Raw genomic sequence first — 25,430 nt, 5'->3', positions numbered from 1 at the left:
CCTGCGTCACCCTTATCTGGGCGGCCGCCGGGCAGTATTTCAAGCTTTGATTGCGGTTTTGCGACCGCGGCGCTTCAGCACGCCGCGCCGGCATGCCAAGTGATCAGCGCGCCGAAAGCGGCTTCTTCACCGCCTTGAGCAGCGCGCGCTGGATGACCTCGTTGCCGGCGACGAGCGAACCCGCCTCGAGCATATCCTGGCCTCCATCCATGTCGGAGACGAAGCCACCGGCCTCGCGGATCAGCAGCAGGCCGGCGGCAATGTCCCAGGCCGACAGGCCGGTTTCCCAAAAGCCGTCCATGCGGCCGGCCGCGACATAAGCGAGATCGAGCGCCGCGGAACCCAGGCGGCGCACGCCCGAGACCTCGGCCATCACATTGCGCAACTCGACGAGGAAATTGCCGTGCTGGCCGCGGCCGAGATGCGGCACGCCGCAGCCGATGACGCAGTCGGTGAGCTTGCTGCGGCCGGCAACGCGCAGCCGGCGATCGTTCATGAAGGCGCCGCCGCCGCGCTCGGCGGTGTAGAGCTCATCCATTGCCGGATTGTAGATGACGGCGGCGACCAACTGGCCCTGTCGCTCCAGCGCGATCGAGATGGAAAAGATCGGAATGCCGTGCAGGAAATTGGTGGTGCCGTCGAGCGGGTCGACGATCCAACGGTGCTGGTCGTCGTCCCCTGCGATCATGCCGCGCTCTTCCATCAGGAAGGCATAGCCCGGCCGCGCCTTCGACAGTTCGGCAAACAGGATGTCCTCGGCCTTGCGGTCGGCTTGGCTGACATAGTCGCCCGGTCCCTTCATCGACACCTGCAGGTTCTGCACCTCGCCGAAGTCGCGCGACAGCGAGCGGCCGGCCTTCATGGCGGCCTGGACCATGACATTGAGAAGTGCGGAGCGTGCCATCGTATCTGTTCCTGCCTACGCGTCAGTCTGCGCGGCGCACGTAGGTGAGTTCGTTGGTGTCGACGACGATGCGTTCGCCGGCGCCGATGAATGGCGGCACCAGCACGCGGATGCCGTTTTCCAGCACCGCCGGCTTGTACGAGGACGCGGCCGTCTGGCCCTTCACCACCGGGTCGGCCTCGGTGATGGTCAGCGTCACCTGGTCGGGCAGCGAAATGCCGATCGGCCTGTCCTCATAGAGCTGGACCGTCACCATCATGCCGTCCTGCAGGAAGGCGGCGCGGTCGCCGACGAAATCCTTCGCCAGCTCGAGCTGCTCGTAGCTCTGCGTGTCCATGAACACCAGCGCGTCGTCCTGGGCGTAGAGGAAGGAAAAATCCTTCAGATCGAGCCGGATCTGCTCGACGGTCTCCGCTGAGCGGAAGCGCTCGTTGAGCTTGGTGCCGTTGATCAGGTTCTTAAGTTCGACCTGGTTGTAGGCGCCGCCTTTGCCGGGCTTGACGGTGTTGGTCCTGACCGCCACCCAAAGGCCGCCATCGTGCTCGATGACATAGCCGGGACGGATTTCGTTGCCATTGATCTTGGCCATGATGAGATTGATCCGGGATGCTAGCAACGGCTTGGCCGTTGATATGAGGATGGTCGCTGGATAAGCGATTTCGGGCTCCCAAGACCACAAATCGGCAGGAGAGGCAAGGGATGCCAGATCGCCCGACAAGGGCTGGTAGCCTCAAACCTGGGCCGCAATGACTTTGCCGACGGCCTCGACGATGGCGTCCGCAGCCTCAGTCTGCCGGTTGAGATGAGGCGAACGAAGTGCGGCGACCTGCAAGGAAAGGTCGACATCTTCCGTGTTGACCAGCATGAGGCCGTCGGGAAGTCCGCGCCTTGCAAGACGCAACGGCACTAGCCCAAGGCCGTGCCCCCGACGGACCCATTCCATCTGCAAGGCCGGATCCTGTATCTCCGCCGCGATCTCGAAATAACGCCTTCCGCCGACCAGAACGGACGTGAGCTTCTGGCGCGCGTCGCAAGGTGCCGGACTAAGCACCCACGGCATGGGTGTCCGGCCACCGTCTTCCGGATCGGCGACGGTGGACGCAGCTATGACGCCAAGACGTTCAGTGCCAAGCGCTTCCGGACCTGGCTTGTCCGACGATCGCAGAACAATCGTCACATCGAGCTCGCCGCGTTCGAATTGATCGATCAGTTCGGCGCTCCAGCCGGTCTTGAGCCGTAGCGACACTTTCGGGAACGCCGCCGCGGCGTTGGCGATGGCCCCGGCGATGTCGCGGTCCGAGAGGCCATGGGCGAGACCCAGGCGGAACAGTCCTTCCGGCTCGGTCTTTCCGGCGAAGGATTTCAGCGCTTCTACGGAAGCGATGATATCGCGTCCGCGCGCCAGCACTTCCAGCCCCGTCGGCGTCAGTCGCGGCGGCTTTTGCCGGCGGTCGAGCAGCGTCGTGCCAAGCATGTCCTCCAGCCGCTGGATTTGCCGGGTCACAGCCGGCTGCGTCAGCGGCAGGCGCCGGGCGACCTTCTGGATCGAGCCCTCCTCGGCAAACAGGGCGAGCGTGCGCAATTCCTCAAGCATAGCTAGAACCATGTCTCGTAAGCATAATCATTGTAAACATTATGAATTTGAAATCCATCGCCTGGCAAGCAATTTTCCTTTCAAACGAAAGGACGACGACAATGAAGGCAATCGAACTGCAGCAGCCGGGCGGCATCGACAATCTCAAGATGGTCGAACGACCAATGCCGGAGCCCGGCCGTCAGGAGATGATCGTCCGCGTCAAGGCGACGGCGCTCAACTATCGCGATGTCGAGATCGCGCGCGGCAGCTATCACACGACATTCCCCTTGCCGCTGGTGCCGCTTTCCGACGGCGTCGGCGAGGTCGTCGGGCTTGGCCCCGAGGTCAGCCGCTTCAAGGTTGGCGACCGGGTCTGCGGCACGTTCTGGCAGCGATGGGTCGGCGGCAGCTTCGCCATGGCCGAACCTTCTACCAGCGCGGCGGCCCGATCGACGGTTTGCTGAGCGAATTCGCCCGGCTGGACGAACAGGCGGCTGTCATCGCGCCGGCGCATCTCAGCGACGTAGAGGCGGCGACATTGCCTTGCGCCGCCGTCACCGCTTGGCATGCCTTGTTTACGGAAGGCAACCTCAAGCCGGGCGAGACCGTGCTCAGCCTCGGCACGGGCGGCGTATCGCTGTTTGCCATGCAGTTCGCGAAGGCGGCCGGCGCGCGGGTCGTCGTTACGTCGAGTAGCGATGAGAAACTTGTCCGGGCCAAAGAGCTCGGCGCGCATCACGGCATCAACTACCGCGACAATCCGGACTGGTCGTCGGCCGTGCTGGCGCTGACCGATGGCCGTGGCGCGGACCACATCATCGAAGTCGGTGGTCCCCAAAGTTTCGCGCAGTCGCTCAAGGCGTCGGCGCGCGGCGCCCAGATCAACGTCATCGGCTATCTCGGCGGCAGCGAAGGGGTGATCAATCCGCTCGACATCTTCCGACGCCAGGTGAAAGCACGCGGCATACCGGTCGGCTCGCGCGAGTCCTTCGAAGCGATGAACCGGGCGCTCGCCGTCAATCGGCTGCGGCCGGTGATCGACCGGGTCTTCCCATGGGCAGAGGCAGCGCAGGCCTTTCGCCATCTCGAACACGGCTCTCCCTTCGGCAAGGTTGTGCTGGATCATACACAGTGACGTTGCGTGTCAGGGCAGGCGGTTGGCCTTCTGCAAGGCTTGCTTTGTCTGATCGTCGGTCAGCCCTTGCAGGAAATCGTCCATCTCCGGATCGATAAGGCCGGCGCGGCGGGCGACCACATACCAGGCCCCGGCCAGGATCAGGTCGGGGTCGGTTCCGATGCCGCCCATATAGAGCTTTGCCAACCGGTTCTGGGCAGCGACATTGCCGCCTTCAGCTGCCTGCTTCATCCAGTTGAAGCCGGATTTCAGGTCGCGAACACCGCCCCGGCCCTCGATCATCCAGGCGGCAAGATCGATCTGCGCGGTGTCGTAGTTCTGCCTGGCAGCCTGTGCCAGCAAGCTGCGGGCCTTTGCATCGTCGCGGGTTTTGCCGCCGACGCCATTGGCATAAACCTGCGCCATCGCATACTGGGCGTCGGCAAGCCCTGTCGCCGCGGCACGCTCATAATAAGGCACAGCCCTGGCGAAGCCGGCGGCGCCCGGATCCGGCTGCACGAGCAATTGCGCGAAGTTGAACTGCGCCAGCCGGTTGCCGGCCTCGGCGGCGGCCTGCATCAACGCATAAGCTCCCTTCTCGTCCTTCTTGACGTAGCGGCCGTCGAGCAGCATCAGCGCATACTGGAACTGCGATTCAGGAATCCCCTGCTCGGCGGCCTGCGCATACCATTTGGCGGCTTCCGCTGGGTTGAGCGGCACGCCCAACCCGCGCGACAGGATCTCGGCCACCAGCGTTTGCGCCGCCGGGTCGCCATTCTTGGCCCGCACCAGCGCCAGATTGTAGGCGGTCTTGTAAAGACCGCGCTGGAAAGCGCCATAGGCGGGGTCCGCCGGCTTGGCGCCGAAACGCTCTGGGTTGATCGCGTCGGCCGACGGCAGCGGCGCGGTTGTCGCGGGCTGCGGCAGCGGGGTGTCGATCGGCTTTTCGATATGGACGCCGGAATCCGTGGCACCGGCTTTCGGGGCACCCGTATCGGGGGCGACCGCATCCGGCACGCTGAGGGCGGGCGCGCTGGTGTCCGGCCTCGGCTGCGGCAGCGGAACGGTTTCCGCCGCGATCGCTGCCCCGCTCATCAAGGCCGCAACGAGAACCGCCAGAGGAAGTCCAGGTCGGCGCACGTCAGCCCTCGAAGCGCGGCGCGGTTTGGTCGAGCAGCGCATTGGCGGCGGCAATCGCCGCCTTCGGATCGGCGCCTTCGGCCAAGACGGCGCTGGACAGCGCCACGAACTCGGCGCCAGTGGCGGCCACCGCTTCTACCGAAGCGATGGCGGAACCGGCCATGACGACGCAAGGGATCTCAATCACGTCCGCCCACCATTGCCCGAGCGACAGGTTGCGCGGATGCGGTTCCGGCTTGTTGTCGTAGCCGAAGCGGCCGAAGAAGATGTAGTCGGGCCTGGTTTCGCCGAGTTCCAGCGCGTCGTCGCGCGTCTTGGCGCCGCCGGCGCCGACCATCATCTTGCCCTGGAAGTGTTCGATGGTCTCGGCGAGCGCGTCCTTGGAAACCTCGACATGAATGCCGTCGGCCTGGACACGGCCGGCAATGCGGGTATCGCCGGCGATGATGACGGCGATGCCGGCCGCTTGCGCGGCCGGTACGATCTGTTCTGCGAAGGCCTGGAAGGCAGCCTCGTCCATGCCGTTCTCAGGCAGGATCAGGGAAGCGATATCACCGCCGTCGAAGGCAGCCGCAATGCGCTGCGCCGGAGCGTCCTTGGGTGCGATCAGCACGATGCGGCAGCGGTTGGGGGGTGTTGCGTCGTTCATGGCTTTCGATCCCGGGTTTCGCCTATGCCGGGCGAAGATGGTTGCATTGCGGCATAGAACAAAGCGCCCGCCTTGAACAGGCGGGCGGGGATCGATGAGATGGCTTTGGTTTACGATAGCCCGCAAGAAGACGCTCTGCCGCTCATTTGACGGCTTGCGGGCTTTCGACCGTTGGTTTGGCTTTCCACAAAGTCCAGCCGAGGTTCATGCCGGCGGCGGCGACCAGGATCGCGGCGGCGCCGACGAGCTGGGCCGGATGCAGCCGGTGGCCGAAAGCCATGACATCGACCAGGATCGCCACGACAGGATAGATGAAGGACAGCGACCCCTGCAGATGCGTCGGCAGTTTCTGGATGGCGGCGTACATCAATATGTACACCAGGCCCGTGTGAACGACGCCAAGCGTGGCCAGCATGGCCCAGCTCCAGGCATCTGCGGGCAAATGCGAGAGGTTGGCGAAGGGCGCCAGCATGACGACGCCGACGCAGACCTGGATCAGCGCGATCAGATGCGGCGGGGTGCCCTTGAGCTTCTTGGCGACGATTGCCGCGACAGCCCAGAAGAAGGCCGCTCCGAGCGCCATGACGATGCCGATGACATAATCTGTGCCGGTTATGCCGGAACCGACACCCGCATCGGGCCCTGTCTGCACGATCAGCAGCATGCCGGCGAAGGCGATGCCGAGCCAGGTCAGCTTGGCCAGGGTCAGCCGCTCGCCGAAGAACAGCGCGCCGAAGCCGACCAGCATGAAGGGCTGCGTGTTGTAGACCGCCGTGGCAATCGAGATCGAGGCGCGGGAGAAGGCGCTGAACAGCAACAGCCAGTTGATGACAATGGCCGCGCCGCCAAGAGCGGCGATGGCAACAATGCGCAGCGTCAGCCTGCCGCGCAGCAGCCCGAGTGCCGCGCAGGTGATCAGCAGCGCCACCGCTCCGAAAGCGCAGCGCCAGAACACCACGTCCATGACGGGCTGGCCCGACATGACGACAAACCAGCCGATCGTGCCGACGATCGTCATCGCCGCCGTCATCTCGATCGTGCCGCGTACCGTGTTGTCCATGACAATACCTCTATCTGTTGAGGCCATAATCTCATGCCGCCTTGAGGGTTTATATGCCTTATGAAAGGTGATAAGCGCACAACACCTTATTTAATAAGGCGCGCGCTGCCCTTTTGCTAGGAGATGAAAATGCTGGACGAGTTGGACAGAAAGCTTCTCGACATCCTGATCCTGGATTCGCGGACTTCGTTGAAGGATCTGGCGCAGCAGGTCGGGCTGTCGTCGCCGAGCGTCTCGGAACGGCTCCGGCGGCTCGAGGAACGCGGCGTCATCCGCGCCTTCACCATCGAGATCGAGCCGGAGGCGCTGGGGTTTCCGCTGCAGGCGATCGTGCGGGTGCGGCCACTGCCGGGCAAGCTGCACATCGTGCAGAAGCTGATCGAGGAGATCCCGGAATTCGGCGAATGCGACAAGGTCACCGGCGACGACTGTTTCGTGGCCCGGCTCTACGTGCGCTCCATCGGCGAGCTCGACAAGCTTCTCGACCGCATCGCCGACAAGGCGGAGACCAGCACCGCCATCATCAAGGCGCAGCCGATCCGGCGCCGTCCGCCGCCACTGAATTAAGCTCCAGCTTGTAGCCGATGTGGCTGGCCTTGAAGCCGAGCCGGTCATAGAAGCGATGCGCGTCCTGGCGGCTCTTGTTGGTGGTCAGCTGGACAATCTTGCAGCCGCGTTCACGGCACTGTTCGACCGCCCATTCCAGCAGACGCTGTCCCAGCCGTTCGCCGCGGCGGTCCGCGGCGACGCGCACAGCCTCGATCTGGCCGCGCAAGGCGCCCTGCAGCGACAGCCCGGCGAGATAGCTGATCTGCAACGTGCCGATGACTCGGCCGCTATCCGTCATCACGGCAAGAAACTGGTTGGGGTCGGCGTCGATGGCGGCAAAGGCGTCGCGATAGGCCTTGGCGAGTGGCTCGGTCGCATCCTCGCGGCTGCGGCCAAGCGGATCGTCGGCGAGCATGGCTACGATGGCAGGCAGGTCGGCCGCTTCGGCGCGGCGGATGTGGGGTTCGCTCATTGTCAAAAACCTGGGGTCAAAAACCTGGGGCCAAAACCTGGGGTCAAAACCTGATGCATCGGACGGCGCCCTTATGCATCGGCGGCGATCTTGCCGTAAATCCGGAACCGTCGCTTTACGCACAGTTGATCGACACGGCCGGCATTTTCCCGGTCGCGGCGCAAGGGTTTCTGGGCTATTGCAGGGCAACCGTCTTCCCTCCAGCATTTCCAGTTCATGTCAGGTCTGCTCGCCGATCCGTGGTTTTATGCCGCCGCCATTCCGGCGGTGATACTTGTCGGGCTGTCGAAAGGCGGCTTCGGCGGCGCTGTCGGCTTCGTTGGCGTGCCTTTGATGGCGCTGGCCATGCCGCCGGTGCAGGCGGCGGCCATCCTGCTGCCGATCCTGTGCCTGATGGACATCGTTTCGGTGTGGACGTGGTGGGGCGTCTACGACAGAAAGATGCTGGTCGACATGATGCCGGGCGCGGTGATCGGCATTGGGCTCGGCTGGCTGACGGCAGCGCTCGTAACCGAAGAGATGGTGCGGCTGATCGTCGGCGCTGTCGCGCTGATCTTCGTGCTGCGCTGGCTCTATCTCCAGTTCCGCCACGGTTCCGACCATGCGGCGGCGCCCAACCGCATCGCCGCCGCCTTCTGGGGCACCGTCGCCGGCTTCACCAGCTTCGTCGCCCATGTCGGCGGGCCCCCCTTCCAGGTCTATGCGCTGCCGATCCGGCTCGATCCGAAGGTGCTGTCGGGGACATCGGCGATCTTCTTTGCCGCCACCAACGCGCTGAAGCTGATCCCCTACTTCGCGCTTGGCCAGTTCGACACCGCCAACCTGACGGCGTCGGCCGTGCTGATGCCGCTGGCGCCGCTGGCCACCATCGCCGGCGCCTGGCTGGTGCGGCGCATGCGGCCGGAGATTTTTTATCCCTTCACCTACGCGACCGTGGCCGTGGTCGCGGTCAAGCTGCTTTGGGACGGGATCGCCGGCCTGCTCTAAATCCCGCTCAGGCGGCTGCCGGTTTGGTTCGCGGGGCGCTCGCAAAGGTCAGCGATGCACCACCAACGACCACGACCGCCATGGCGCCGAGAGTGGCGATGTCGTGCGCGGTCGGCTTCAGCACCATGTCGGCGACGACGACGATCATGATGACGAAATCGAACTTGACGATCCGTATCATGCGGCGCCCAAACGCTATGGCAGCCGGGGTCATGCCGTCCGCGGCAAGCATTGTGGCAAGCTTTTCGAACGAAGGCTTCAGCACGAGGATACCGGTCAGAAACGCGGCGGCGTAGCCGCAAAGGCCGATGACGACCCAAAGGTCGGAGAAGCCGGTCCATAGCGAAGTCAGCACCAGACCAGAAGCCAGGGTCGCGATAGACGCCGGCACGAACAGACGCAAGCCGAGTTTGTCCGTCGTTCTCAGCATGACCATCAGCGTCTCGTCGTCGCCGTCGCGATCGGCGAGTATCGAAACCAGCAGCATGGCGAAACCGCCGCCGAGCCAGAGGATCGCTGCCATGACATGCAGGAATTTGAAGAGAGAATACCAGTCCATTGCCGCTCCTTGTGCATCGTTCCGGGGGTAAACGCTGCTATCGCGCGTCTGCTTCCGAAGGAGGGCGGATTATCTCCGTACATGTATCCAGAAGATGCCGCGTGGGTGCCGGCTTGTTGCGGTGGCGCCGTCGCCGGATTTTACCGCCAGCCCGCACAATACCCGGCATTTGCCGGATAGACGCCGTGTCGGCATTGGCTGGTTTCGCGGCATGATCCTGAAACCTGCGGGGACTAAGCCGCTCGCGACCGACGCTCCATTTTGGCCGCGCGCGGTCGGACCAAGTCTGCAACAACCAACGAGGGTATCCCATGCAAGGCGTAGCACGAAATTTCTTCACCCTGGCCGTCATCTATTCCCTGTGCGGCATGGCGCTCGGCCTGCATATGGCGATCTCCAATGACCATGGGCAGATGCCGACCCACGCGCACACCATGGTGGCGGGCTGGCTGATGTCGGCGGTGTTTGCCTTCTTCTACCACCTGTTTCCAGCGGTCGGGCAAAAGACGATTGCCGTCGTGCATTTCTGGCTGACGGCAATCTGCGGCATCGCACTGATGATTGGGCTTTACTTTGAACTTGCCGGCCATCCGGAGATCGAGCCGGTGCTGGCTTCCTCCTCGATGGGGTTTTATGCGGCAATGCTGCTGTTCGCCTTCATTTCCTTGCCGGCTGTGTGGAAGAAGGCATGAACAAGCCGACGATCAGGCTTAGGGCACCGTTGTGCTGATACGGCACAGAAGGGCAGCGGTCGATCAAGAAATATCCGCGCCGTTAAGGGTTCATTAAGCTTTACAGGTGTTTACTATGTCCATCCAGTGATCTGGATTCTTACCGAGTGGTTGGAGCCACTTCGTTTGACGCCTCCCTGTTAAACTCCTGAGAGCCGCCTTATCCGCGGCTCTTTTTTTGTCTGCTTTTGGTCCGCTTGGCGCCCCTGCGCAGGCGTTAACCGTTTGTTAAACATGTGCTTGCCTTCGCCGGCGGCGAAGCGCATTTTCAAGCTTCAGTCATCTAGGGTGCCGGCGTGACGGCGAGAAGCCGAATCAGCCGACGGGGCAGTGCAGGGGCGTATCGATGAACGAGCCTTCGAAGGGCATCGCGAAAACCATCAAGCTGGCGGAACGCCGGGTTTTCTCCCAATCCTTCAAACCGCTCTACCAGGAAGGCATGGGCCTGGTCGAACAGGCAGCCGAGTATCTTGACGGCAAGGGCCGGGCCGAGGCCAAGAAGCTGTCCAGGCTGGCGGCGACGCTCTATGCGGCCGAATCGATGCGGCTGACCACAAGGTTGATGCAAGTCGCCTCCTGGCTGCTTTTGCAGCGGGCGGCAAATTCCGGCGAGATGACCCGCGACCAGGTCGCTTCGGAAAAATCCAAGGTGCGTCTCGACACCGCCTCGGCGCATGACGAAGCGGTCGGCTGGGGCGAACTGCCGAAGGATTTCCTCGACCTCGTCACCCGCTCGCTGCGCCTGCAGGCGCTGGTGCGCCGCATGGACGAAGAGATCTATGGCGGCGCGTTTGCCGAGACGCCTGCCGCCGCCCGCCGCGCCAATCCGGTTTCCGACCAGATCACGCTGCTGAACACGGCTTTTGCTCGAGGTTAAACGCCTCCGTTTCCGGTTTGTTCACATTTCGCTGACATCGCTGTGCGCCGGAGGTAGACTTCGCGCATGAGGGAAGCGATTCGCATTATCGGTATCGATCCGGGGCTGAGGCGCACCGGCTGGGGCATCGTCGAGAGCCTCGGCAACTCGCTGCGCTTTATCAGCTCCGGCACTGTACGCTCCGACGACAAGGCGGCGCTGGCGACACGGCTCTGCCAATTGCATGACGGGCTGGCCGAGATCCTGCATGCGGCCATGCCCCAGGAAGCGGCCGTCGAGCAAACCTTCGTCAACAAGGATGCGGTGGCGACACTGAAGCTCGGCCAGGCGCGCGGCATAGCCATGCTGGTGCCGGCGCGCGCCGGCCTTGTTGTGGCCGAATATGCCCCCAATGCCGTCAAAAAGGCGGTGATCGGCGTTGGCCATGGCGACAAGAAGCAGATCCACATGATGGTAAAGGTGCTGTTGCCGAAAGCCGTTTTCGACACCGAACATGCCGCAGACGCGTTGGCTATCGCCATCTGCCACGCGCATCACCGGCAAAGCGTCGCCTACAGGATGGCGCTGGCATGAGGGATCACGCATGATCGGCAAATTGAAAGGCACGCTGGACGAGATCGAGGAGGATTTCTGCCTCGTCGATGTGCACGGCGTCGGCTATGTCGCCTATTGCTCGGCGCGCACGCTGGCCGCGCTGCCTTCGCCCGGCGAGGCGGTGGTGCTGTTCATCGAGACCTATGTGCGCGAGGACATGATCCGGCTCTACGGTTTCCAGTCGGTGCTTGAGCGCGAATGGTTCCGGCTGTTGATGAGCAATGTGCAAGGCGTCGGCGCCAAGGTGGCGCTGGCCATCCTGTCGACGCTGGCGCCGGCAGACCTCGCCAATGCGATCGCGCTGCGCGACATCGCCATGGTCAGCCGCGCGCCCGGCGTCGGCAAGAAGGTGGCCGAGCGCATCGTCACCGAGTTGAAGAACAAGGCGCCGGCCTATGCCGGAACCGCCTCCGGCACCATCGGCCTTAAGCAGGAGCTCGGCGAAGGCGTGGCGCCGGCGCCGATTACCGACGCCGTCTCGGCGCTGGTCAATCTCGGCTATTCGCGCGACACAGCAGCCAATGCTGTCGCGGCGGCGCTGAAGACGGCCGGCGAGGACGCCGATGCCTCGAAGCTCATTCGTTTCGGGCTGAAGGAACTGGCGCGGTGAGTGATTGCTTGTCCGGTCCTTTGCCCTGTGCGAGGAAGGCCGCATGAGCCTTTCACCCCGCCTCATTGCCCCGGAAAAGCGCGGCGAGGATGCTGAGCAGACCTTGCGGCCGCAGACGCTCGCCGATTTCGTCGGCCAGGCCGCAGTGCGGGCCAATCTCAAAGTCTTCATCGAGGCCGCCAAGGGCCGCAGCGAGGCGCTTGACCATGTGCTGTTCGTCGGGCCGCCGGGGCTTGGCAAGACAACGCTGGCGCAGATCATGGCGCGCGAGCTCGGCGTCAATTTCCGCTCGACCTCCGGTCCGGTGATCGCCAAGGCCGGCGATCTCGCCGCACTTCTCACCAATCTCGAAGACCGCGATGTGCTGTTCATCGATGAGATCCACCGGCTCAATCCGGCAGTCGAGGAGATCCTTTACCCGGCGATGGAGGATTTCCAGCTCGACCTGATCATCGGCGAAGGTCCGGCGGCACGCTCGGTCAAGATCGATCTTGCCCGCTTCACGCTCGTTGCCGCCACCACCAGGCTCGGCCTTTTGACCAACCCGCTGCGCGATCGCTTCGGCATTCCGGTGCGGCTTAATTTCTATTCGGTCGAGGAACTGGAGCAGATCGTGCGCCGCGGCGCCCGTATCCTACAAATGCCGCTCGGCGACGACGGCGCGCTTGAGATTGCGCGCCGCGCCCGCGGCACGCCGCGCATCGCCGGCCGGCTGTTGCGCCGCGTGCGCGATTTCGCCTCCGTCGCCGGCGACGGCCACGTCGACAAGCAGATTGCCGACGAAGCTCTCACCCGGCTCGAGGTCGACGCGCTCGGCCTCGACGCACTCGACCGCCGCTATCTCTCGATGATCGCGCGCAATTTCGGTGGTGGGCCGGTCGGCATCGAAACCATCGCCGCCGGCCTCTCCGAGCCGCGCGACGCCATCGAGGACATTATCGAGCCCTATCTGATCCAGCAGGGTTTCATCCAACGCACGCCACGCGGCCGCGTGCTGACCGCCAACGCCTGGCGCCATCTCGGCCTCGACGCGCCAAAGGATCTGGCACAGCAGCAGATCAACCTGTTCCAGGAAGAGTAACGGACATTTGTTCTTCGGAACGGATTTCTGTGCAGAATCTCCTCAAACCTGCCAGCGTGAAGGCGCATTCCTCGATTGTATCGGGCGTCGCAATGTCGGCGCGAACTGCTCCGATCAAGGTCGGAGCCAGAAAAGTGATCACCAGACGCGGGTTCCTGAAATTCGCCGGAGGTTCGTTCCTCTCGCTGGCTTCGCTCAGTGCCTATGCGGTCGGCATCGAGCCGATGCTGTTGACGCATGTGAAGCGCTACCAGCTGACGCCGCCGCATTGGCCTGCAGATCTCAAGCTGCGCGTCGTAGCACTTGCCGATATTCACGCCTGCCGTCCCTGGATGACGCCTGAGCGGATCGCTTCGCTCGTCGAAGATGCGAACGTGCTGAAGCCCGATCTGATCGTACTGCTCGGCGACTATTTCTCAGGCATGTCCCTGGTGACGAACCGGGTGGAGGCCCATGAATGGGCGCCGGCCTTGTCAGGACTGAAGGCGCCGCTTGGTGTGCTGTCGATCCTCGGCAATCACGACTGGTGGCACGATCCTTTCGCGCAGCAGGCCGGAGCGGGGACTGTGGCGCGCAAGGCATTGGAGGAATCCGGCATCTCGGTTCTGGAGAACGACGCCGTGCGCCTGCAAAAGGATGGATACGGCTTCTGGATCGCCGGGCTCGCCGACCAGCTGGCACTGTTACCGAACAAGGCCGCAGGCCGCGACAGATTTGAAGGCCTGGACGATCTCGACGGCACGCTGGCCAAGATCACCGACCAGGCACCGATCATCCTGCTTGCGCATGAGCCTGACATTTTCCCGAAAGTGCCGTGGCGGGTTTCGCTGACGCTGTCGGGCCACACACATGGCGGGCAGGTCAGGCTGTTCGGCTATTCACCGGTGGTGCCGTCCCGCTTCGGCAACCGCTTTGCCTATGGCCATGTCGTCGAGAATGACCGCAATTTGATCGTGTCAGGCGGACTCGGCTTCAGCATCGCGCCGGTGCGCTTTGGCATGCGGCCGGAGATCCTGCAGATCGACCTCGGTTAGGGCATGCCGGTATTCAGGTGATGCCGGCCTGCAAATGAGGTGTTCCTGCGCTTCCGGTAGTCACGGACCAAAGTCCGCTCCGTTCCGGTTTTCGGACCCCTCATTTTCGACTCGGCCTGACCTGAATCTCGACATGCCCTAGGGCTAATGGAGCGAGCGGATCGCATCCATCACGGCGGGTTCGGCCTTTTCGCCGTTGAAAGCGTCGACGATGCCGAAGGCGCCGCCAAAACTCCACACCGACCATGAGAAGCCATGCGCCTCGGCGCGCGCGATCATGTCCTTGACATAGGCCGCGCGGTATTTGGGCGGCATCACATAGGGATTGCCATATTCCTGGCGGATCATGCCGAACTCGCCCAGCGTGATGTTTTCCGGCTTGATGGCGTTGGCCTTCGCCCAGGCCTCGACCTTTTCGAACGGCGCATCCATGACGCCGAGCAGCTTTTCGTCCGTGTCCATGCTGGCGACTTGTTCATCGAGATAGGCGAGCAGGCCGTTCCGTCTGGTCCGTGGCGCCTCGGCTTTTATCTTGGCGCGGATCGCATCCAGCGTCGCATCGAGCTCGGCGCGCGGCACCGCGGTCAGCGGATAGGGCAGGCCGGTAACATAGAGAATGAAATCGCCGGCCCAGGTCGCGCCCTGATGCGTCAGCAGGAACGGGTCGTAGGAGTGGAAGGTCCAGATGATGTTGTCGTCGGGGATCGACTTTGGGTCGATCCTGACCAGCGAAGCCGCACTGGAATAACAGGCGCCGGTCAGGATCAGCGTCAGCCTGGTGGCCGAGGCGCGCGCGGCCGCGAACAGCTTTTGCTGACGCTCCGGCCACAGGCTGGTGCCCTCGCTGTCGCAGTCGACGATAGGCTCGTTCATCGGCTCGAAAGCGACCTGCGCCGGGTCCTCAGTGGCAAGCGTGCGCGCCATTTTGCGGACGACCTCGACATAGGCGTCGAAGGTTGCGGGATCGTCCATCACCTGGCCCATGCCGATCTCGCGGCCGCCGCCGGCCGGGATCAGGTGCATGTCGACGATCACTTTCAGACCGGCCCGGTTGATCATGCGCGCCGAGTCCCGCACGCTGGCATAAAGGTCGTCACGCAGCGCCAGTGTCTGATCCGACATAAACGGCGAGGGATCGACCGGCATGCGCAGAAAGTCGAAACCGGCGGCCTTCAGCGCCTTGAGGTCATCCTCGTTCAGGAACTTGCGCCATTCCGGATAGGGCAGGATGGCTTGTCGGTCGTTCCATTTGTCTTCCCCGACCCAGGTCGTCCACTGGTCGAGGTTGAGGCCGCGCTTCATCGAAAAGCTAGCGGCCTGACCGGGAAGCGCAGACGCCGCCAGCACCAGCAGCGCTGCCATCACGGTCTTGATCATCGCCGTCAACAGTGCCATCCGGTTTGCTGCGCTGGTGATTTTGGCAAGACAGGTGCCCCGCCGGGGGCAAAAAGGAAAGCGCGATGGACGATCATGGTGAATCGGCGGCGCTTGCCGGCGGGCTTTCCGGAGCCTTGACGGAATTCGGCCATCGGCTGATGGCGCGAGTCTATTATGCCGACACCGATTTTTCCGGCGTCGTCTACCACGCGCGCTATCTCGAATTCTTCGAGCGCGGCCGCTCGGACTATCTCAGGCTGGCGGGCGTCCACCACACAGAACTTCACGAAGGCAAGCACGGCGAACGGATCGTCTGGGTGGTGCGGCGGATGGAGATAGATTTCCGCTCGCCTGCCCGCATGGACGACATCCTGACCATCGACACATCAACGCAGGATATTTCCGGCGCCCGCATCGTCATGGCGCAGCAATTGAAACGCGGGACAGAGGTTCTGGTCGAAGCAAAGGTCGAGGCGGCGATCATCGGCGAGAACGGCCGGCCGAAGCGCTTTCCGAAAGAATGGATCGCGGCCTTTCTACCAGGAGCAAGCTGATATCCAGGCCTGCCGGCCGGCAACGAGCGGCCAATCGGCAGCGCATTCGATTGTGGATGGATGGCCCGCGTCGTGCCTTGGCGCGGCAATGCGCCGCGCCATATTTCCTAACCCATCCTTAACCATAACGGTTCATGAAGAGATCGGTGAAGATTGGAAGAATCCGCGCGCCTTCCTTTCACCAATATTTGCCCTGAAAAGGCCGCCAACGGTGCATTTTGGGGTTAATCCGGAAGCCAAGCGCGAAGGGACCACAAGGGATGCCCATGGGCCAGCCGCCAGCGATGCCCGGAAAATCTTAAGGACTGAAGCATGGAAACTACCGCACTCGCCGATCCGGCAGCGCAATTGTCGATTTGGGCGCTGTTCACACAGGCCAGCTGGGTGGTCAAGCTGGTCATGATCGGTCTGCTCTGCGCCTCGGTCTGGACCTGGGCGATCATCGTCGACAAGCTGGTCAGCTATGCCCGCATGCGTCTGTCGCTCAATCGCTTCGAACAGGTGTTCTGGTCGGGGCAGTCGCTGGAAGAGCTCTATCGCACGCTTGCCGACCGCAAGACCACGGGCATGGGTGCGATCTTCGTTGCGGCCATGCGCGAATGGAAGAAGAGCTTCGAGAAGGGGGCCAAATCGCCGCTCGGCCTGCAGACCCGCATCGACAAGGCGATGGACCTGGCGTTGACGCGCGAGATGGAGAAGCTGGAGGGCCGTCTCGGCTTTCTCGCCACCACTGGTTCGGCCGCACCCTTCATCGGCCTGTTCGGCACCGTCATCGGCATCATGACCTCGTTCCAGGCGATTGCCGGTTCGAAGAACACCAGTCTCGCGGTTGTTGCACCCGGCATTGCCGAAGCGCTGCTGGCGACGGCCATCGGTCTTCTCGCCGCCATACCGGCGGTTATCGCCTACAACAAGCTGTCATCCGACGCGAACAAGATCGCGGTGCGGATGGAAGGGTTCTCGGATGAGTTCTCCGCCATACTCTCGCGCCAAATCGATGAAAAAGTAGCGCCTAAGGGCTGAGGTAAGAAGATGGGTATGTCGGTTGGCATGGCAGGACGCGGCGGGCGCGGACACAGGCGGCGCGGCCGCCACCATGCATTGATGTCGGAAATCAACGTCACGCCGATGGTCGACGTGATGCTGGTGCTCTTGATTATCTTCATGGTCGCCGCACCTATGTTGACGGTCGGAGTGCCGGTCGACCTGCCGGAGACGAAGGCCAAGGCTATGAACGCCGACACCCAGCCGATCACCGTTTCGATCGACGCGGCCGGCAAGATTTTCCTGCAGGAGACCGAAATCCCAAGGGAAGAGCTGGTCGCCAAACTGCAGGCGATTTCCAAGACCGGCTACGAAGAGCGCATCTTCATCCGCGGCGACAAGGCGACCAACTATGGCGCCGCGATGGAGGTCATGGCCCTCATCCAGGCCGCCGGCTACAAGAATATCGGCCTAATTTCACTGCAGCAACAGGATCAGTAGACGCACGATGAAGACCGGCCTCACCACATCGGTGATACTGCATACGGTGGCACTGGCTTTCGGCCTGTTCACCCTGTCGGCGCCGGCCGCGCTGCCGTCCACGGATGTGGAGTCGATAGCGGTCGACATCGTTCCCATGGAAGCCATTGCGCAGACGCTGCAGGGCGACAAGAAGGCGGTGATGCACGAAAAGCCGGCGCCGATGCCGACCAAGCGTCCCGACATCGTGCCAGATGCACAGAAAATCGGCGAGAACAGCGTTGATACCGACAAGCCGGTGACGGACGAGCCCAAGCCGAAGCCGGTGGAGAAAACAGCGACGGCTGCTCCGGCGCCGACCCCGACCGAAAAGCCGAAGACCGAGGACACGCCGAAGCCAAAGGAAGCGCCGAAGCCGACACCTGCGACGGAGGTGGCGCCGGAGCCGCAGCCGAAGGAAGAGGTCAAGCCCGAGCCGGTGAAGCAGGTTGAACCGAAGCCGACCCCGGTGAAGGAGCCTGCACCAACACCGCAGCCGGACACGACCGCCGCCATAGAGCCGAAGCCACGCGTGAAGCCCGATGCGGTCGCCGAAGCCATATCGGATCAGCAGCCTCTGGAAGAAGCGCAGCTTCCGACTTCCGCTCCTGCTCCCGAAGCACGGCCGAAGCCGCAGCCGGCGCAGGCCGAAAGCGCGAAGGCTCCGGACCGCAAGGACACCGACAAGCCGGTCAAGGAAGCCTCGTCGAAGCCGAAGTCGGATGACAAGCAGTTCAATGAGGCTGACATCAAGGCTTTGCTCGACAAGCAGAAGCCATCCGGCGGCGGCGCCAAGCGCTCGACCCAGCAGGCATCGCTAGGCGGCGACAAGGATCAAGGCCAGAAGCTGTCGAAGTCCGAGCAAGGGGCATTGGAAGAACAGCTCGGTGGCTGCTGGACCCTCCCGGTTGGGCTTGAGGGTTCTGAGGATTTCACCGTGGTGATCCGTTTCAGCCTGGATGCCTCCGGCAAGCTGGAGGGCCGTCCGACCGTCGAGAAGTCCAGCGGCAACCCCCAATTCGACAGCAGCGCGGTTCGCGCTGTGCAGAAATGCGATGTCGCCGGCCTGCAGGTGCCCGCCGGAAAGCATGACATTTGGTCCGACGTTCGCGTCAACTTCGATCCCAGAGCGATGCTTGGCCTGTAGCCTGAGCACCCAGAAATCAGCAAGAGAAGCGAGAAGACATGAAATCCATCCTCAAGCCGCTCCTGATGGTCGCCGCGATGGCGATGGGCATGAACGCCGTCGTCACCTTGCCTGCTCGAGCAACCCTCGAGCTCAACGTCAACAAAGGCAATGTCGAACCGATGCCGATCGCCATCCCAGATTTCCAGGGAGGGCTCGGCGCGCAGATTTCCGAGATCGTCACCGCCGACCTGAAGCGCTCCGGTCTCTTCGCACCGATAGACAAGAACGCCTTCATCGAGAAGATCGCCAATCCGGATGCGCAGCCCCGTTTCGACGACTGGAAGGTGATCAATGCGCAGGCGCTGGTCACCGGCAGCGTGAGCAAGGAGGCGGACGGCCGAATCCGCGCCCAGTACCGACTATGGGATATTTTTGGCAACCAGCAGATAGCCGGGGAGCAGTTTTTCGCCAACGACGCAAATCAACGCCGTGTCGCCCACATCATCGCCGATGCGATCTATGAGAAGCTCACCGGCGAGAAGGGCTATTTCGACACACGCGTCGTCTTCATCGACGAATCCGGCGCCAAGAATGCGCGCAAGAAGCGGCTCGCCATCATGGACCAGGACGGCGCCAATGTGCGCTATCTCTCCGATGGCCGCTCGATCGTGCTAACGCCGCGTTTCTCGCCCAACCGGCAGGAAATCACTTACATGTCGTACGAAAGCGGCCAGCCGCGGGTCTATCTGCTGCAGATCGAGACCGGGCAGCGCGAACTGGTCGGCAATTTTCCCGGCATGACCTTTGCGCCGCGCTTTTCGCCCGACGGCCAGAAGGTGATCATGAGCCTGCTGCGCGACGACGGCAATTCCAACATCTTTGCCATGGACCTGCGCAGCCGCTCGACCACCAGGCTCACCAATTCGACGGCGATCGATACCTCGCCGTCTTATTCGCCCGACGGCAGCAAAGTGGTGTTCACTTCCGACCGTGGCGGCCGCGCGCAGATCTATGTGATGGGCGCCGACGGCTCGGGCCAGACCCGCATCTCGTTCGGCGACGGCGTCTATTCGACGCCGGTGTGGTCGCCGCGCGGCGACCTCGTCGCCTTCACCAAGCAGACCGGCGGCGAATTCCAGATCGGCGTCATGAAGACCGACGGTTCGGGCGAGCGCATCCTCTCCTCGGGCTTCCAGCAGGAGGGACCGACCTGGGCGCCCAACGGCCGCGTGCTGATGTTCTTCCGCGACTCCGCCGGCGGCCCAAAACTGGTTTCCGTCGATCTCACCGGCCGCAACGAACAGTCGATCCCGACCGCGAATTTTGCTTCCGACCCGGCGTGGTCGCCGCTGCTGGAGTAACTAAGTTTCGGCCTGGCCCGCTCGCTTCGTTGCAACTCGGCAACACTACCTTAAAAGCCCCGTTTTGGGGCTTTTTTCACGCCAAAGTCGCGTTTTGGCCGCATTTCCGCCTACGGTCCGCGACCATTGTGGCATCAGGTCATTTTGGCTGGGGACGGCGGCTGAAACCAAATTTTAACCGTGTTTCTTGAATGCCGGTTAACCCAAACGTGGTTACTGGGTGATCAACGAAGTCACTCGAATACGAAGGAGAGGCGGCATGGGCCGTATCGCAGCACTTACCAGAAACCCGGCGATGATCGCCCTGATCGCGATGCTCGCCATCACCGGTTGCGCCTCGAAGAAAACCCCTAACAACGCTGCCGATCTCGGTCTCAATGGCGCGGGTGCGGCAACGCCGGGCTCGGCGCAGGACTTCACCGTCAACATTGGCGACCGCATCTTCTTCGACACGGACTCGACCGCGATCCGCGCCGATGCGCAGACGACGCTGTCGCGCCAGGCGCAGTGGCTCAACCAGTACAAGCAGTACGCCATCGTCGTCGAAGGCCATGCCGACGAACGCGGCACGCGTGAATACAATCTGGCTCTCGGCGCCCGCCGCGCCGCCGCCACCCGCGACTTCCTGGTCGCCAGGGGCGTTTCGGCGAGCCGCCTGAAGACCATTTCCTACGGCAAGGAACGTCCGGTCGCGGTCTGCGACGACATCTCCTGCTGGTCGCAGAATCGCCGCGCCGTCACCACGCTCTCCGGCGCCGGCTCCTGATGAGTAAGACGGCGGCCTTAGTCGCATAATTGCAACACTTCCATGCGAAAGGCGGCCTTGTGGCCGCCTTTTTCAGTTTCGGTCCCGGAAACAAACCCGGAAACAAAATTTGGCCGAAGTCTCGCCTCCTGCTAAGAGCCGAGGGCGTCGTGCCGGTCCCACTGTGATCGGAAGGCGCGAACAGGCTCACGATATTCACGGCGAGAGGCACATGCATTTCAGATCGGTCTTGAGCGGCACGCTTGCGCTGCTGCTCGTATCAGGCTTCGCGGCTTCTGCGAGCGGCACCGGACAACCCGCGGATAGCGGCTTTTCCTTCCATCTGCCGACGCTCGGCATTTTCGGCAAGAAGGAGAAGCCGGAGCAGCAACAGATCGCGCAGCAGCAGGACGGCACCGCCGCCGCGGGGCTGGAAGATCAGCTCCGGCAGATGAACGGCAAGCTCGAGGAACTCAACTTCCAGATCCTGCAGATGCAGGAGCAGATGCGCAAGCAGCAGGAAGACAACGAGTTCCGCTTCCAGCAGTTGGAAGGCGGCTCCAGCGGGCAGCCGCCGGCCCAGAAGAAATCGGAGGCCGCGCCGCAGGACGGTGGCGCGGGCACCGGCGTCGCCGAGGCCCCGGCAGACCAGGCGCCGGCCGATGCCGGCGCGCAGTCGGATGGCGGCCAGAGCGTCGGCGAGGTCATCGTCGAATCGCAGACCGGCGATCCCGGCAAGGTGATCAACGGCACGCCGCCCAAGACCTTCGGCACCATCACCGTCGACAAGAACGGCAATGTAATCGACGCCGGCGGCAACACGCAGGCAGCGGCGCCGGCGGAAGGTGCGGCTCCCGCCGCCGAGGCGCCGGCTGCCGGGGCTAAGACCGGCAAGTCGGACGGCACGGTGGTGGCGGCGCTGCCTGCCACCAACAACCCGGAAGAGATCTACCGCAACTCCTACCAGTTCATCCTGTCGGGCGACTACAGCACCGCCGAGCAGGGTTTTCGCGACCACATCGCCCGGTTCCCGAAGGACGCCAAGGCGGCGGACGCGCATTACTGGCTTGGCGAATCGCTGCTTGGCCAGCAGAAGTATCATGACGCTGCCGAGGTTTTCCTCTCCGCCAGCAAGGACTATCCGAAGGCCAAGAAGGCGCCTGACATGCTCCTGAAGCTTGGCGTGTCGCTGGTCGGCCTCAAGCAGAAGGATGTCGCCTGCGCCACCTTCGGCGAGATCGGCAAGCGCTATCCCGATATTTCGGCCGCGCTCAAGGAACGCGTCAAGCAGGAGAGGGCGCTGGCGGCGTGCTAGTCTTTGCCGTGTTGTCCCAGAACCGGGACCACTTTTGCGCGACATGCATTGATGCTCGATACCGAGCCTGACCTTTCGAATTTTTCGCAGATCGACTTTACCAACGGCGCGCTTGCGGCCGTGTCCGGCGGCAGCGACTCGACCGCCCTCCTTCTTCTCCTCAAGGCTCACCTCGACCGCAGCGCCCCGACAGCCCGGCTGCTGGCGGTGACGATCGACCACGGCCTGCGTCCGGAAGCAGCAGCCGAAGCGCGCAGCGTGGCAAAGCTTTGTGCCGAGCGCGGCATCGCGCACCGGACGCTCAACTGGTACGGCGCCAAGCCGTCGGCCGGCCTGCCCGCGGCGGCACGCGAGGCGCGCTACCGGTTGCTGGCCGAGGCAGCGCAGGCGCAAGGCATTGGTGTGATCGTAACCGGCCACACCGCCGACGACCAGGCCGAGACCGTCCTGATGCGAGCCGCGCGGAATGACGGGCGAGAGCTTGCAGGCCGAGGTCTCGCCGGCATGGCGCCTGCCACCCTCTATGACTGGCGGATCTGGATCGCGCGGCCGCTGCTCGGCGCTCGGCGCGCGGCGTTGCGCGCCTTCCTGCAGCGCGAACATGTCGGCTGGGTCGAGGATCCGACCAACATCGACACGAATTTCGAACGCCCGCGCATCCGCGCCGTGCTCGGCGAAGACCGGAGCGGGCAGCGTTTTGCCGAAGCGATCGGCCTGGCCAGGCGGGCCGCCGGCGAGCGCGAACAACTCGGTCGCCGCGCCGCCGCCCTGATCGGTGAATTTGCCAGCCGGCCGGCGAGGGGTCTCATCCGTCTCGATCCCGGTCTTGCCGAAGCTGACGACACGCGAGCCTCGGTCTATGCGCTGCGTGTCCTGCTGGCGGCGACGGGCGGCACCGCCTTGTTGCCGGACCAGGCGCGCGGCGAAGCGCTGTTCGAGCAAATGCGGGCCGGTCGGCTTTGCGCCACATTGTCGCGGGCGGTCGTCGATATCAGGCGAAACGGCATCTTCCTGCGCCGTGAATCGCGCGACCTGCCGCGTTCCGCGCCGATAGCTGGCACTCTGCTTTGGGACGGTCGCCGGCGGATCACGCCAGACATCGAAGCCGGGGCGATCACATTGGGCGACAGTCCGGGTGCATGGTTGATCGCGCCGCTTGGCGCCGCTGCCGCCGCCAGAACGCCGATTGCCGGGGATGGCGCGCCGCCAAGCCTTGTGCGCGCCGCCCTGGCTGCGGAACCGGCGCTATGGCGCGGCGGCGAATGCCTTGGTTTTGCAGGGGATGTAGCGGCGGCGGCGGCAATCGCCGTCAGTCCCGCCGTTGCGCCCTTTGCCCGTTTTCTGCCGTGCTTCGATCTGGTGTTGGCGCAGGCCGTGGCCGAGTTGATCGGCGCACCGCCTGTCCCGGCTTGCCCTTTGGCCGCCACAGTGCCGGTTGATCATGGCGCGAAAGCTTAACCCAGACGTGCTGTTATGCTTGGCAAGGGGGGGCGCTCTCCCTATGTTAGGCGCAAGTTTCCTCTCATGACGCGTGTCCCAGCGGGCACCAACGGGACAATTGATGAATCCGAATTATCGCAATCTCGCGCTCTGGGCGATCATAGCGGTCCTGCTCATTGCTCTCTTCAATCTGTTCCAGACGCCGCAGACTCGCGGGGCCTCGACCGACGTTCCCTATTCGCAGTTCCTGCAAGAGGTCGCGGCCGGCCGGGTCAAGACGGTGGTCATCGCCGGCGCCCGCATCACGGGCACCTACGCCGACAACGCCAATGGCTTCCAGACCTATTCGCCTGGCGATCCGCAGCTGGTCTCGCGGCTGCAGGACAAGAACGTCACCATCAATGCGCGGCCTGAGTCGGACGGTTCCAACTCGCTGTTCAGCTATCTGATCTCCTACCTGCCGATGATCCTGATCCTTGGCGTGTGGATATTCTTCATGCGCCAGATGCAGTCCGGCTCCGGCCGCGCCATGGGTTTCGGCAAGTCGAAGGCCAAGCTTCTCACTGAGGCGCATGGCCGCGTCACCTTCCAGGATGTCGCCGGCGTCGACGAGGCCAAGGAAGATCTGGAAGAGATCGTCGAGTTCCTGCGCGATCCGCAGAAGTTCCAGCGCCTCGGCGGCAAGATCCCGCGCGGCGTGCTTCTGGTCGGACCTCCCGGCACCGGCAAGACGCTGCTCGCCCGCTCCGTCGCCGGCGAAGCGAATGTGCCGTTCTTCACCATTTCGGGTTCCGACTTCGTCGAGATGTTCGTCGGCGTCGGCGCAAGCCGTGTGCGCGACATGTTCGACCAGGCCAAGAAGAATGCTCCCTGCATCATCTTCATCGACGAAATCGACGCTGTCGGCCGCCATCGCGGCGCCGGCCTCGGCGGTGGCAATGATGAGCGCGAACAGACGCTGAACCAGTTGCTGGTCGAGATGGACGGATTCGAGTCCAACGAGAGCATCATCCTGATCGCCGCCACCAACCGGCCCGACGTGCTCGACCCGGCGCTGCTGCGTCCGGGTCGCTTCGACCGCCAGGTGGTGGTGCCGAACCCCGACATCGTCGGCCGCGAGAAGATCCTCAAGGTGCATGTGCGCAACGTGCCGCTGGCACCGAATGTCGACCTCAAGGTGATCGCACGCGGCACGCCGGGCTTCTCGGGCGCCGACCTGATGAACCTTGTCAATGAATCTGCTCTGATGGCGGCGCGCCGCAACAAGCGCCTTGTCACCATGGCCGAGTTCGAGGACGCCAAGGACAAGATCATGATGGGCGCCGAGCGCCGCTCGTCGGCCATGACCCAGGCCGAAAAGGAACTCACGGCCTATCACGAGGCCGGCCACGCCATCCTGGCGCTCAACGTGCCGTCGGCCGATCCGCTGCACAAGGCGACCATCATCCCGCGCGGTCGCGCGCTCGGCATGGTCATGCAACTGCCGGAAGGCGACCGCTATTCGATGAGCTACAAATACATGATCTCGCGGCTTGCCATCATGATGGGCGGCCGCGTCGCAGAGGAGTTCAAGTTCGGCAAGGAGAACATCACCTCGGGCGCCTCCTCGGACATCGAGCAGGCGACAAAGCTGGCGCGCGCCATGGTCACGCGCTGGGGCTTCTCCGACAAGCTCGGCCATGTCGCCTATGGCGACAACCAGGAAGAGGTTTTCCTCGGCCATTCGGTGGCGCGCACGCAGAACGTCTCGGAAGAGACCGCGCAGATCATCGACGCCGAAGTGCGCCGGCTGATCGACGAGGCCTATGTCACGGCCAAGTCCATTCTGACCAAGAAGAAGAAGGAATGGATCGCTCTGGCGCAGGGCCTGCTCGAATACGAGACGCTTTCGGGCGAAGAGATCAAGCAGCTGATCGCCGGGCAGAAGCCCGCGCGAGATTTGGGGGATGATACCCCCACAAGCCGCGGCTCGGCTGTGCCGAAGTCCGGCCGCCGCAAAAAGGGTCCCGAGCCCGAAGGCGGCATGGAGCCTCAGCCGTCGAGCTGAGCTGACATCACTTGATGCAAGA

General features: G+C 63.5%; 28 protein-coding genes. 19 read left to right on the top strand and 9 right to left on the bottom strand.

The features are described 5' to 3' along the window. Positions 1-103: 103 nt before the first annotated feature. The 3 genes from NKI05_RS16990 to NKI05_RS16980 form a co-directional block, all read right to left on the bottom strand. On the bottom strand, positions 104-904 hold the full coding sequence (locus NKI05_RS16990) for an inositol monophosphatase family protein (protein ID WP_023684166.1): 801 nt from the start codon (positions 902-904) through the stop codon (positions 104-106). Between the two features lie 22 nt (positions 905-926). Further along, positions 927-1,493, bottom strand: a complete 567-nt coding sequence (gene efp, locus NKI05_RS16985; RefSeq protein ID WP_352792713.1) for an elongation factor P — start codon at positions 1,491-1,493, stop codon at positions 927-929. A gap of 141 nt (positions 1,494-1,634) precedes the next feature. Next, positions 1,635-2,498 carry a LysR family transcriptional regulator gene (locus NKI05_RS16980; protein WP_023815240.1) on the bottom strand — a complete coding sequence of 288 codons (864 nt, stop codon included), beginning with the start codon at positions 2,496-2,498 and terminating at the stop codon, positions 1,635-1,637. 101 nt (positions 2,499-2,599) lie between these two features. Here NKI05_RS16980 and NKI05_RS16975 point away from each other — a divergent pair, with 101 nt between their 5' ends. After that, complete coding sequence (locus NKI05_RS16975; RefSeq protein WP_050594079.1) at positions 2,600-2,944, top strand: alcohol dehydrogenase catalytic domain-containing protein; 345 nt, start codon at positions 2,600-2,602, stop codon at positions 2,942-2,944. After that, positions 2,938-3,615, top strand: a complete 678-nt coding sequence (locus NKI05_RS16970) for a zinc-dependent alcohol dehydrogenase family protein (RefSeq protein WP_031205297.1) — start codon at positions 2,938-2,940, stop codon at positions 3,613-3,615. Before NKI05_RS16975 ends, NKI05_RS16970 begins: the two co-directional genes overlap by 7 nt. Before the next feature lie 9 nt (positions 3,616-3,624). On the opposite strand, the gene NKI05_RS16965 is transcribed toward NKI05_RS16970, so the two are convergent. From NKI05_RS16965 to NKI05_RS16955, 3 genes are all read right to left on the bottom strand, one after another. Then, positions 3,625-4,689 (bottom strand): tetratricopeptide repeat protein, encoded by a 1,065-nt coding sequence (locus NKI05_RS16965; RefSeq protein WP_352792709.1) that lies wholly within the window; start codon positions 4,687-4,689, stop codon positions 3,625-3,627. A 46-nt stretch (positions 4,690-4,735) separates the two neighbouring features. Continuing rightward, positions 4,736-5,383, bottom strand: a complete 648-nt coding sequence (locus NKI05_RS16960) for a thiamine phosphate synthase (RefSeq protein WP_023684171.1) — start codon at positions 5,381-5,383, stop codon at positions 4,736-4,738. A gap of 142 nt (positions 5,384-5,525) precedes the next feature. Further along, positions 5,526-6,443 (bottom strand): DMT family transporter, encoded by a 918-nt coding sequence (locus tag NKI05_RS16955; RefSeq protein WP_023684172.1) that lies wholly within the window; start codon positions 6,441-6,443, stop codon positions 5,526-5,528. Between the two features lie 129 nt (positions 6,444-6,572). Between NKI05_RS16955 and NKI05_RS16950 the strand changes: the two genes are divergently transcribed. Continuing rightward, positions 6,573-7,010, top strand: coding sequence for an Lrp/AsnC family transcriptional regulator (locus NKI05_RS16950; protein ID WP_023747291.1), 438 nt, complete (start codon positions 6,573-6,575; stop codon positions 7,008-7,010). Here NKI05_RS16950 and NKI05_RS16945 read toward each other — a convergent pair. Continuing rightward, positions 6,967-7,464, bottom strand: coding sequence for a GNAT family N-acetyltransferase (locus tag NKI05_RS16945; RefSeq protein WP_023728625.1), 498 nt, complete (start codon positions 7,462-7,464; stop codon positions 6,967-6,969). The genes NKI05_RS16950 and NKI05_RS16945 overlap by 44 nt on opposite strands. Positions 7,465-7,680: 216 nt before the next feature. Between NKI05_RS16945 and NKI05_RS16940 the strand changes: the two genes are divergently transcribed. Continuing rightward, positions 7,681-8,451, top strand: coding sequence for a sulfite exporter TauE/SafE family protein (locus tag NKI05_RS16940; protein ID WP_023668765.1), 771 nt, complete (start codon positions 7,681-7,683; stop codon positions 8,449-8,451). 7 nt (positions 8,452-8,458) lie between these two features. Here the strand turns inward: NKI05_RS16940 and NKI05_RS16935 are convergent, their stop codons facing one another. After that, positions 8,459-9,010, bottom strand: a complete 552-nt coding sequence (locus NKI05_RS16935) for a DUF2269 family protein (RefSeq protein WP_023694595.1) — start codon at positions 9,008-9,010, stop codon at positions 8,459-8,461. Positions 9,011-9,321: 311 nt separating this feature from the next. Between NKI05_RS16935 and NKI05_RS16930 the strand changes: the two genes are divergently transcribed. The 6 genes from NKI05_RS16930 to NKI05_RS16905 all read left to right on the top strand — a co-directional run bounded on the left by NKI05_RS16930 (position 9,322) and on the right by NKI05_RS16905 (position 13,937). Then, positions 9,322-9,702 (top strand): hypothetical protein, encoded by a 381-nt coding sequence (locus tag NKI05_RS16930; RefSeq protein ID WP_023668767.1) that lies wholly within the window; start codon positions 9,322-9,324, stop codon positions 9,700-9,702. A 385-nt stretch (positions 9,703-10,087) separates the two neighbouring features. Continuing rightward, positions 10,088-10,618, top strand: a complete 531-nt coding sequence (gene rcdA, locus NKI05_RS16925; RefSeq protein WP_023668768.1) for a protease adaptor protein RcdA — start codon at positions 10,088-10,090, stop codon at positions 10,616-10,618. A gap of 66 nt (positions 10,619-10,684) precedes the next feature. Further along, positions 10,685-11,191 carry a crossover junction endodeoxyribonuclease RuvC gene (gene ruvC, locus NKI05_RS16920; protein ID WP_023668769.1) on the top strand — a complete coding sequence of 169 codons (507 nt, stop codon included), beginning with the start codon at positions 10,685-10,687 and terminating at the stop codon, positions 11,189-11,191. Positions 11,192-11,201: 10 nt separating this feature from the next. Further along, a complete protein-coding gene (gene ruvA, locus NKI05_RS16915; RefSeq protein ID WP_023668770.1) occupies positions 11,202-11,822 on the top strand; it encodes a Holliday junction branch migration protein RuvA in 621 nt (206 codons plus the stop codon). Positions 11,823-11,865: 43 nt separating this feature from the next. Then, entirely contained in the window at positions 11,866-12,903 is a 1,038-nt protein-coding gene (gene ruvB, locus NKI05_RS16910; protein ID WP_023700287.1) for a Holliday junction branch migration DNA helicase RuvB, read from the top strand. A 134-nt stretch (positions 12,904-13,037) separates the two neighbouring features. Next, a complete protein-coding gene (locus NKI05_RS16905) occupies positions 13,038-13,937 on the top strand; it encodes a metallophosphoesterase (protein WP_023726179.1) in 900 nt (299 codons plus the stop codon). Positions 13,938-14,081: 144 nt separating this feature from the next. Here the strand turns inward: NKI05_RS16905 and NKI05_RS16900 are convergent, their stop codons facing one another. Then, on the bottom strand, positions 14,082-15,332 hold the full coding sequence (locus NKI05_RS16900) for a glycoside hydrolase family 5 protein (RefSeq protein ID WP_023742242.1): 1,251 nt from the start codon (positions 15,330-15,332) through the stop codon (positions 14,082-14,084). A gap of 65 nt (positions 15,333-15,397) precedes the next feature. Here NKI05_RS16900 and ybgC point away from each other — a divergent pair, with 65 nt between their 5' ends. From ybgC to ftsH, 9 genes are all read left to right on the top strand, one after another. After that, complete coding sequence (gene ybgC / locus NKI05_RS16895) at positions 15,398-15,868, top strand: tol-pal system-associated acyl-CoA thioesterase (RefSeq protein WP_023673845.1); 471 nt, start codon at positions 15,398-15,400, stop codon at positions 15,866-15,868. 312 nt (positions 15,869-16,180) lie between these two features. Beyond that, positions 16,181-16,891, top strand: a complete 711-nt coding sequence (tolQ, locus tag NKI05_RS16890; protein ID WP_023673844.1) for a protein TolQ — start codon at positions 16,181-16,183, stop codon at positions 16,889-16,891. A gap of 9 nt (positions 16,892-16,900) precedes the next feature. After that, positions 16,901-17,353 carry a protein TolR gene (tolR, locus tag NKI05_RS16885; RefSeq protein ID WP_023673843.1) on the top strand — a complete coding sequence of 151 codons (453 nt, stop codon included), beginning with the start codon at positions 16,901-16,903 and terminating at the stop codon, positions 17,351-17,353. A gap of 7 nt (positions 17,354-17,360) precedes the next feature. Further along, positions 17,361-18,518 (top strand): cell envelope integrity protein TolA, encoded by a 1,158-nt coding sequence (gene tolA / locus NKI05_RS16880; protein WP_023673842.1) that lies wholly within the window; start codon positions 17,361-17,363, stop codon positions 18,516-18,518. A gap of 38 nt (positions 18,519-18,556) precedes the next feature. After that, entirely contained in the window at positions 18,557-19,861 is a 1,305-nt protein-coding gene (gene tolB / locus NKI05_RS16875) for a Tol-Pal system beta propeller repeat protein TolB (RefSeq protein WP_023673841.1), read from the top strand. Between the two features lie 259 nt (positions 19,862-20,120). Next, the gene (pal, locus tag NKI05_RS16870; RefSeq protein WP_023684182.1) at positions 20,121-20,627 is read left to right on the top strand and encodes a peptidoglycan-associated lipoprotein Pal; all 507 of its coding nucleotides are present in this window, start codon (positions 20,121-20,123) and stop codon (positions 20,625-20,627) included. A 211-nt stretch (positions 20,628-20,838) separates the two neighbouring features. Beyond that, positions 20,839-21,921, top strand: coding sequence for a tol-pal system protein YbgF (gene ybgF / locus NKI05_RS16865; RefSeq protein ID WP_023733018.1), 1,083 nt, complete (start codon positions 20,839-20,841; stop codon positions 21,919-21,921). Positions 21,922-21,972: 51 nt separating this feature from the next. After that, positions 21,973-23,379 carry a tRNA lysidine(34) synthetase TilS gene (gene tilS / locus NKI05_RS16860; protein WP_023733019.1) on the top strand — a complete coding sequence of 469 codons (1,407 nt, stop codon included), beginning with the start codon at positions 21,973-21,975 and terminating at the stop codon, positions 23,377-23,379. A gap of 103 nt (positions 23,380-23,482) precedes the next feature. Further along, complete coding sequence (gene ftsH / locus NKI05_RS16855; protein ID WP_023673598.1) at positions 23,483-25,408, top strand: ATP-dependent zinc metalloprotease FtsH; 1,926 nt, start codon at positions 23,483-23,485, stop codon at positions 25,406-25,408. Positions 25,409-25,430 lie beyond the last annotated feature (22 nt).

Origin of the sequence: Mesorhizobium sp. M0771 (assembly GCF_040320155.1) — a bacterium.
Lineage (GTDB): Bacteria > Pseudomonadota > Alphaproteobacteria > Rhizobiales > Rhizobiaceae > Mesorhizobium.
The sequence above is the reverse complement of the archived record's forward strand: the minus strand, read 5'-3'. Positions and strand labels throughout refer to the sequence as shown.

Excerpts from the sequence above, each read along its gene's own strand:
- NKI05_RS16990 (WP_023684166.1), bottom strand. The coding sequence starts at position 904 with ATGGCACGCTCCGCACTTCTCAATGTCATGGTCCAGGCCGCCATGAAG.
- efp (WP_352792713.1), bottom strand. The coding sequence starts at position 1,493 with ATGGCCAAGATCAATGGCAACGAAATCCGTCCCGGCTATGTCATCGAG.
- NKI05_RS16980 (WP_023815240.1), bottom strand. The coding sequence starts at position 2,498 with ATGCTTGAGGAATTGCGCACGCTCGCCCTGTTTGCCGAGGAGGGCTCG.
- NKI05_RS16975 (WP_050594079.1), top strand. The coding sequence starts at position 2,600 with ATGAAGGCAATCGAACTGCAGCAGCCGGGCGGCATCGACAATCTCAAG.
- NKI05_RS16965 (WP_352792709.1), bottom strand. The coding sequence starts at position 4,689 with ATGAGCGGGGCAGCGATCGCGGCGGAAACCGTTCCGCTGCCGCAGCCG.
- NKI05_RS16960 (WP_023684171.1), bottom strand. The coding sequence starts at position 5,383 with ATGAACGACGCAACACCCCCCAACCGCTGCCGCATCGTGCTGATCGCA.
- NKI05_RS16955 (WP_023684172.1), bottom strand. The coding sequence starts at position 6,443 with ATGGACAACACGGTACGCGGCACGATCGAGATGACGGCGGCGATGACG.
- NKI05_RS16950 (WP_023747291.1), top strand. The coding sequence starts at position 6,573 with ATGCTGGACGAGTTGGACAGAAAGCTTCTCGACATCCTGATCCTGGAT.
- NKI05_RS16945 (WP_023728625.1), bottom strand. The coding sequence starts at position 7,464 with ATGAGCGAACCCCACATCCGCCGCGCCGAAGCGGCCGACCTGCCTGCC.
- NKI05_RS16940 (WP_023668765.1), top strand. The coding sequence starts at position 7,681 with ATGTCAGGTCTGCTCGCCGATCCGTGGTTTTATGCCGCCGCCATTCCG.
- NKI05_RS16935 (WP_023694595.1), bottom strand. The coding sequence starts at position 9,010 with ATGGACTGGTATTCTCTCTTCAAATTCCTGCATGTCATGGCAGCGATC.
- NKI05_RS16930 (WP_023668767.1), top strand. The coding sequence starts at position 9,322 with ATGCAAGGCGTAGCACGAAATTTCTTCACCCTGGCCGTCATCTATTCC.
- rcdA (WP_023668768.1), top strand. The coding sequence starts at position 10,088 with ATGAACGAGCCTTCGAAGGGCATCGCGAAAACCATCAAGCTGGCGGAA.
- ruvC (WP_023668769.1), top strand. The coding sequence starts at position 10,685 with ATGAGGGAAGCGATTCGCATTATCGGTATCGATCCGGGGCTGAGGCGC.
- ruvA (WP_023668770.1), top strand. The coding sequence starts at position 11,202 with ATGATCGGCAAATTGAAAGGCACGCTGGACGAGATCGAGGAGGATTTC.
- ruvB (WP_023700287.1), top strand. The coding sequence starts at position 11,866 with ATGAGCCTTTCACCCCGCCTCATTGCCCCGGAAAAGCGCGGCGAGGAT.
- NKI05_RS16900 (WP_023742242.1), bottom strand. The coding sequence starts at position 15,332 with ATGGCACTGTTGACGGCGATGATCAAGACCGTGATGGCAGCGCTGCTG.
- ybgC (WP_023673845.1), top strand. The coding sequence starts at position 15,398 with ATGGACGATCATGGTGAATCGGCGGCGCTTGCCGGCGGGCTTTCCGGA.
- tolQ (WP_023673844.1), top strand. The coding sequence starts at position 16,181 with ATGGAAACTACCGCACTCGCCGATCCGGCAGCGCAATTGTCGATTTGG.
- tolR (WP_023673843.1), top strand. The coding sequence starts at position 16,901 with ATGGGTATGTCGGTTGGCATGGCAGGACGCGGCGGGCGCGGACACAGG.
- tolA (WP_023673842.1), top strand. The coding sequence starts at position 17,361 with ATGAAGACCGGCCTCACCACATCGGTGATACTGCATACGGTGGCACTG.
- tolB (WP_023673841.1), top strand. The coding sequence starts at position 18,557 with ATGAAATCCATCCTCAAGCCGCTCCTGATGGTCGCCGCGATGGCGATG.
- pal (WP_023684182.1), top strand. The coding sequence starts at position 20,121 with ATGGGCCGTATCGCAGCACTTACCAGAAACCCGGCGATGATCGCCCTG.
- ybgF (WP_023733018.1), top strand. The coding sequence starts at position 20,839 with ATGCATTTCAGATCGGTCTTGAGCGGCACGCTTGCGCTGCTGCTCGTA.
- tilS (WP_023733019.1), top strand. The coding sequence starts at position 21,973 with ATGCTCGATACCGAGCCTGACCTTTCGAATTTTTCGCAGATCGACTTT.
- ftsH (WP_023673598.1), top strand. The coding sequence starts at position 23,483 with ATGAATCCGAATTATCGCAATCTCGCGCTCTGGGCGATCATAGCGGTC.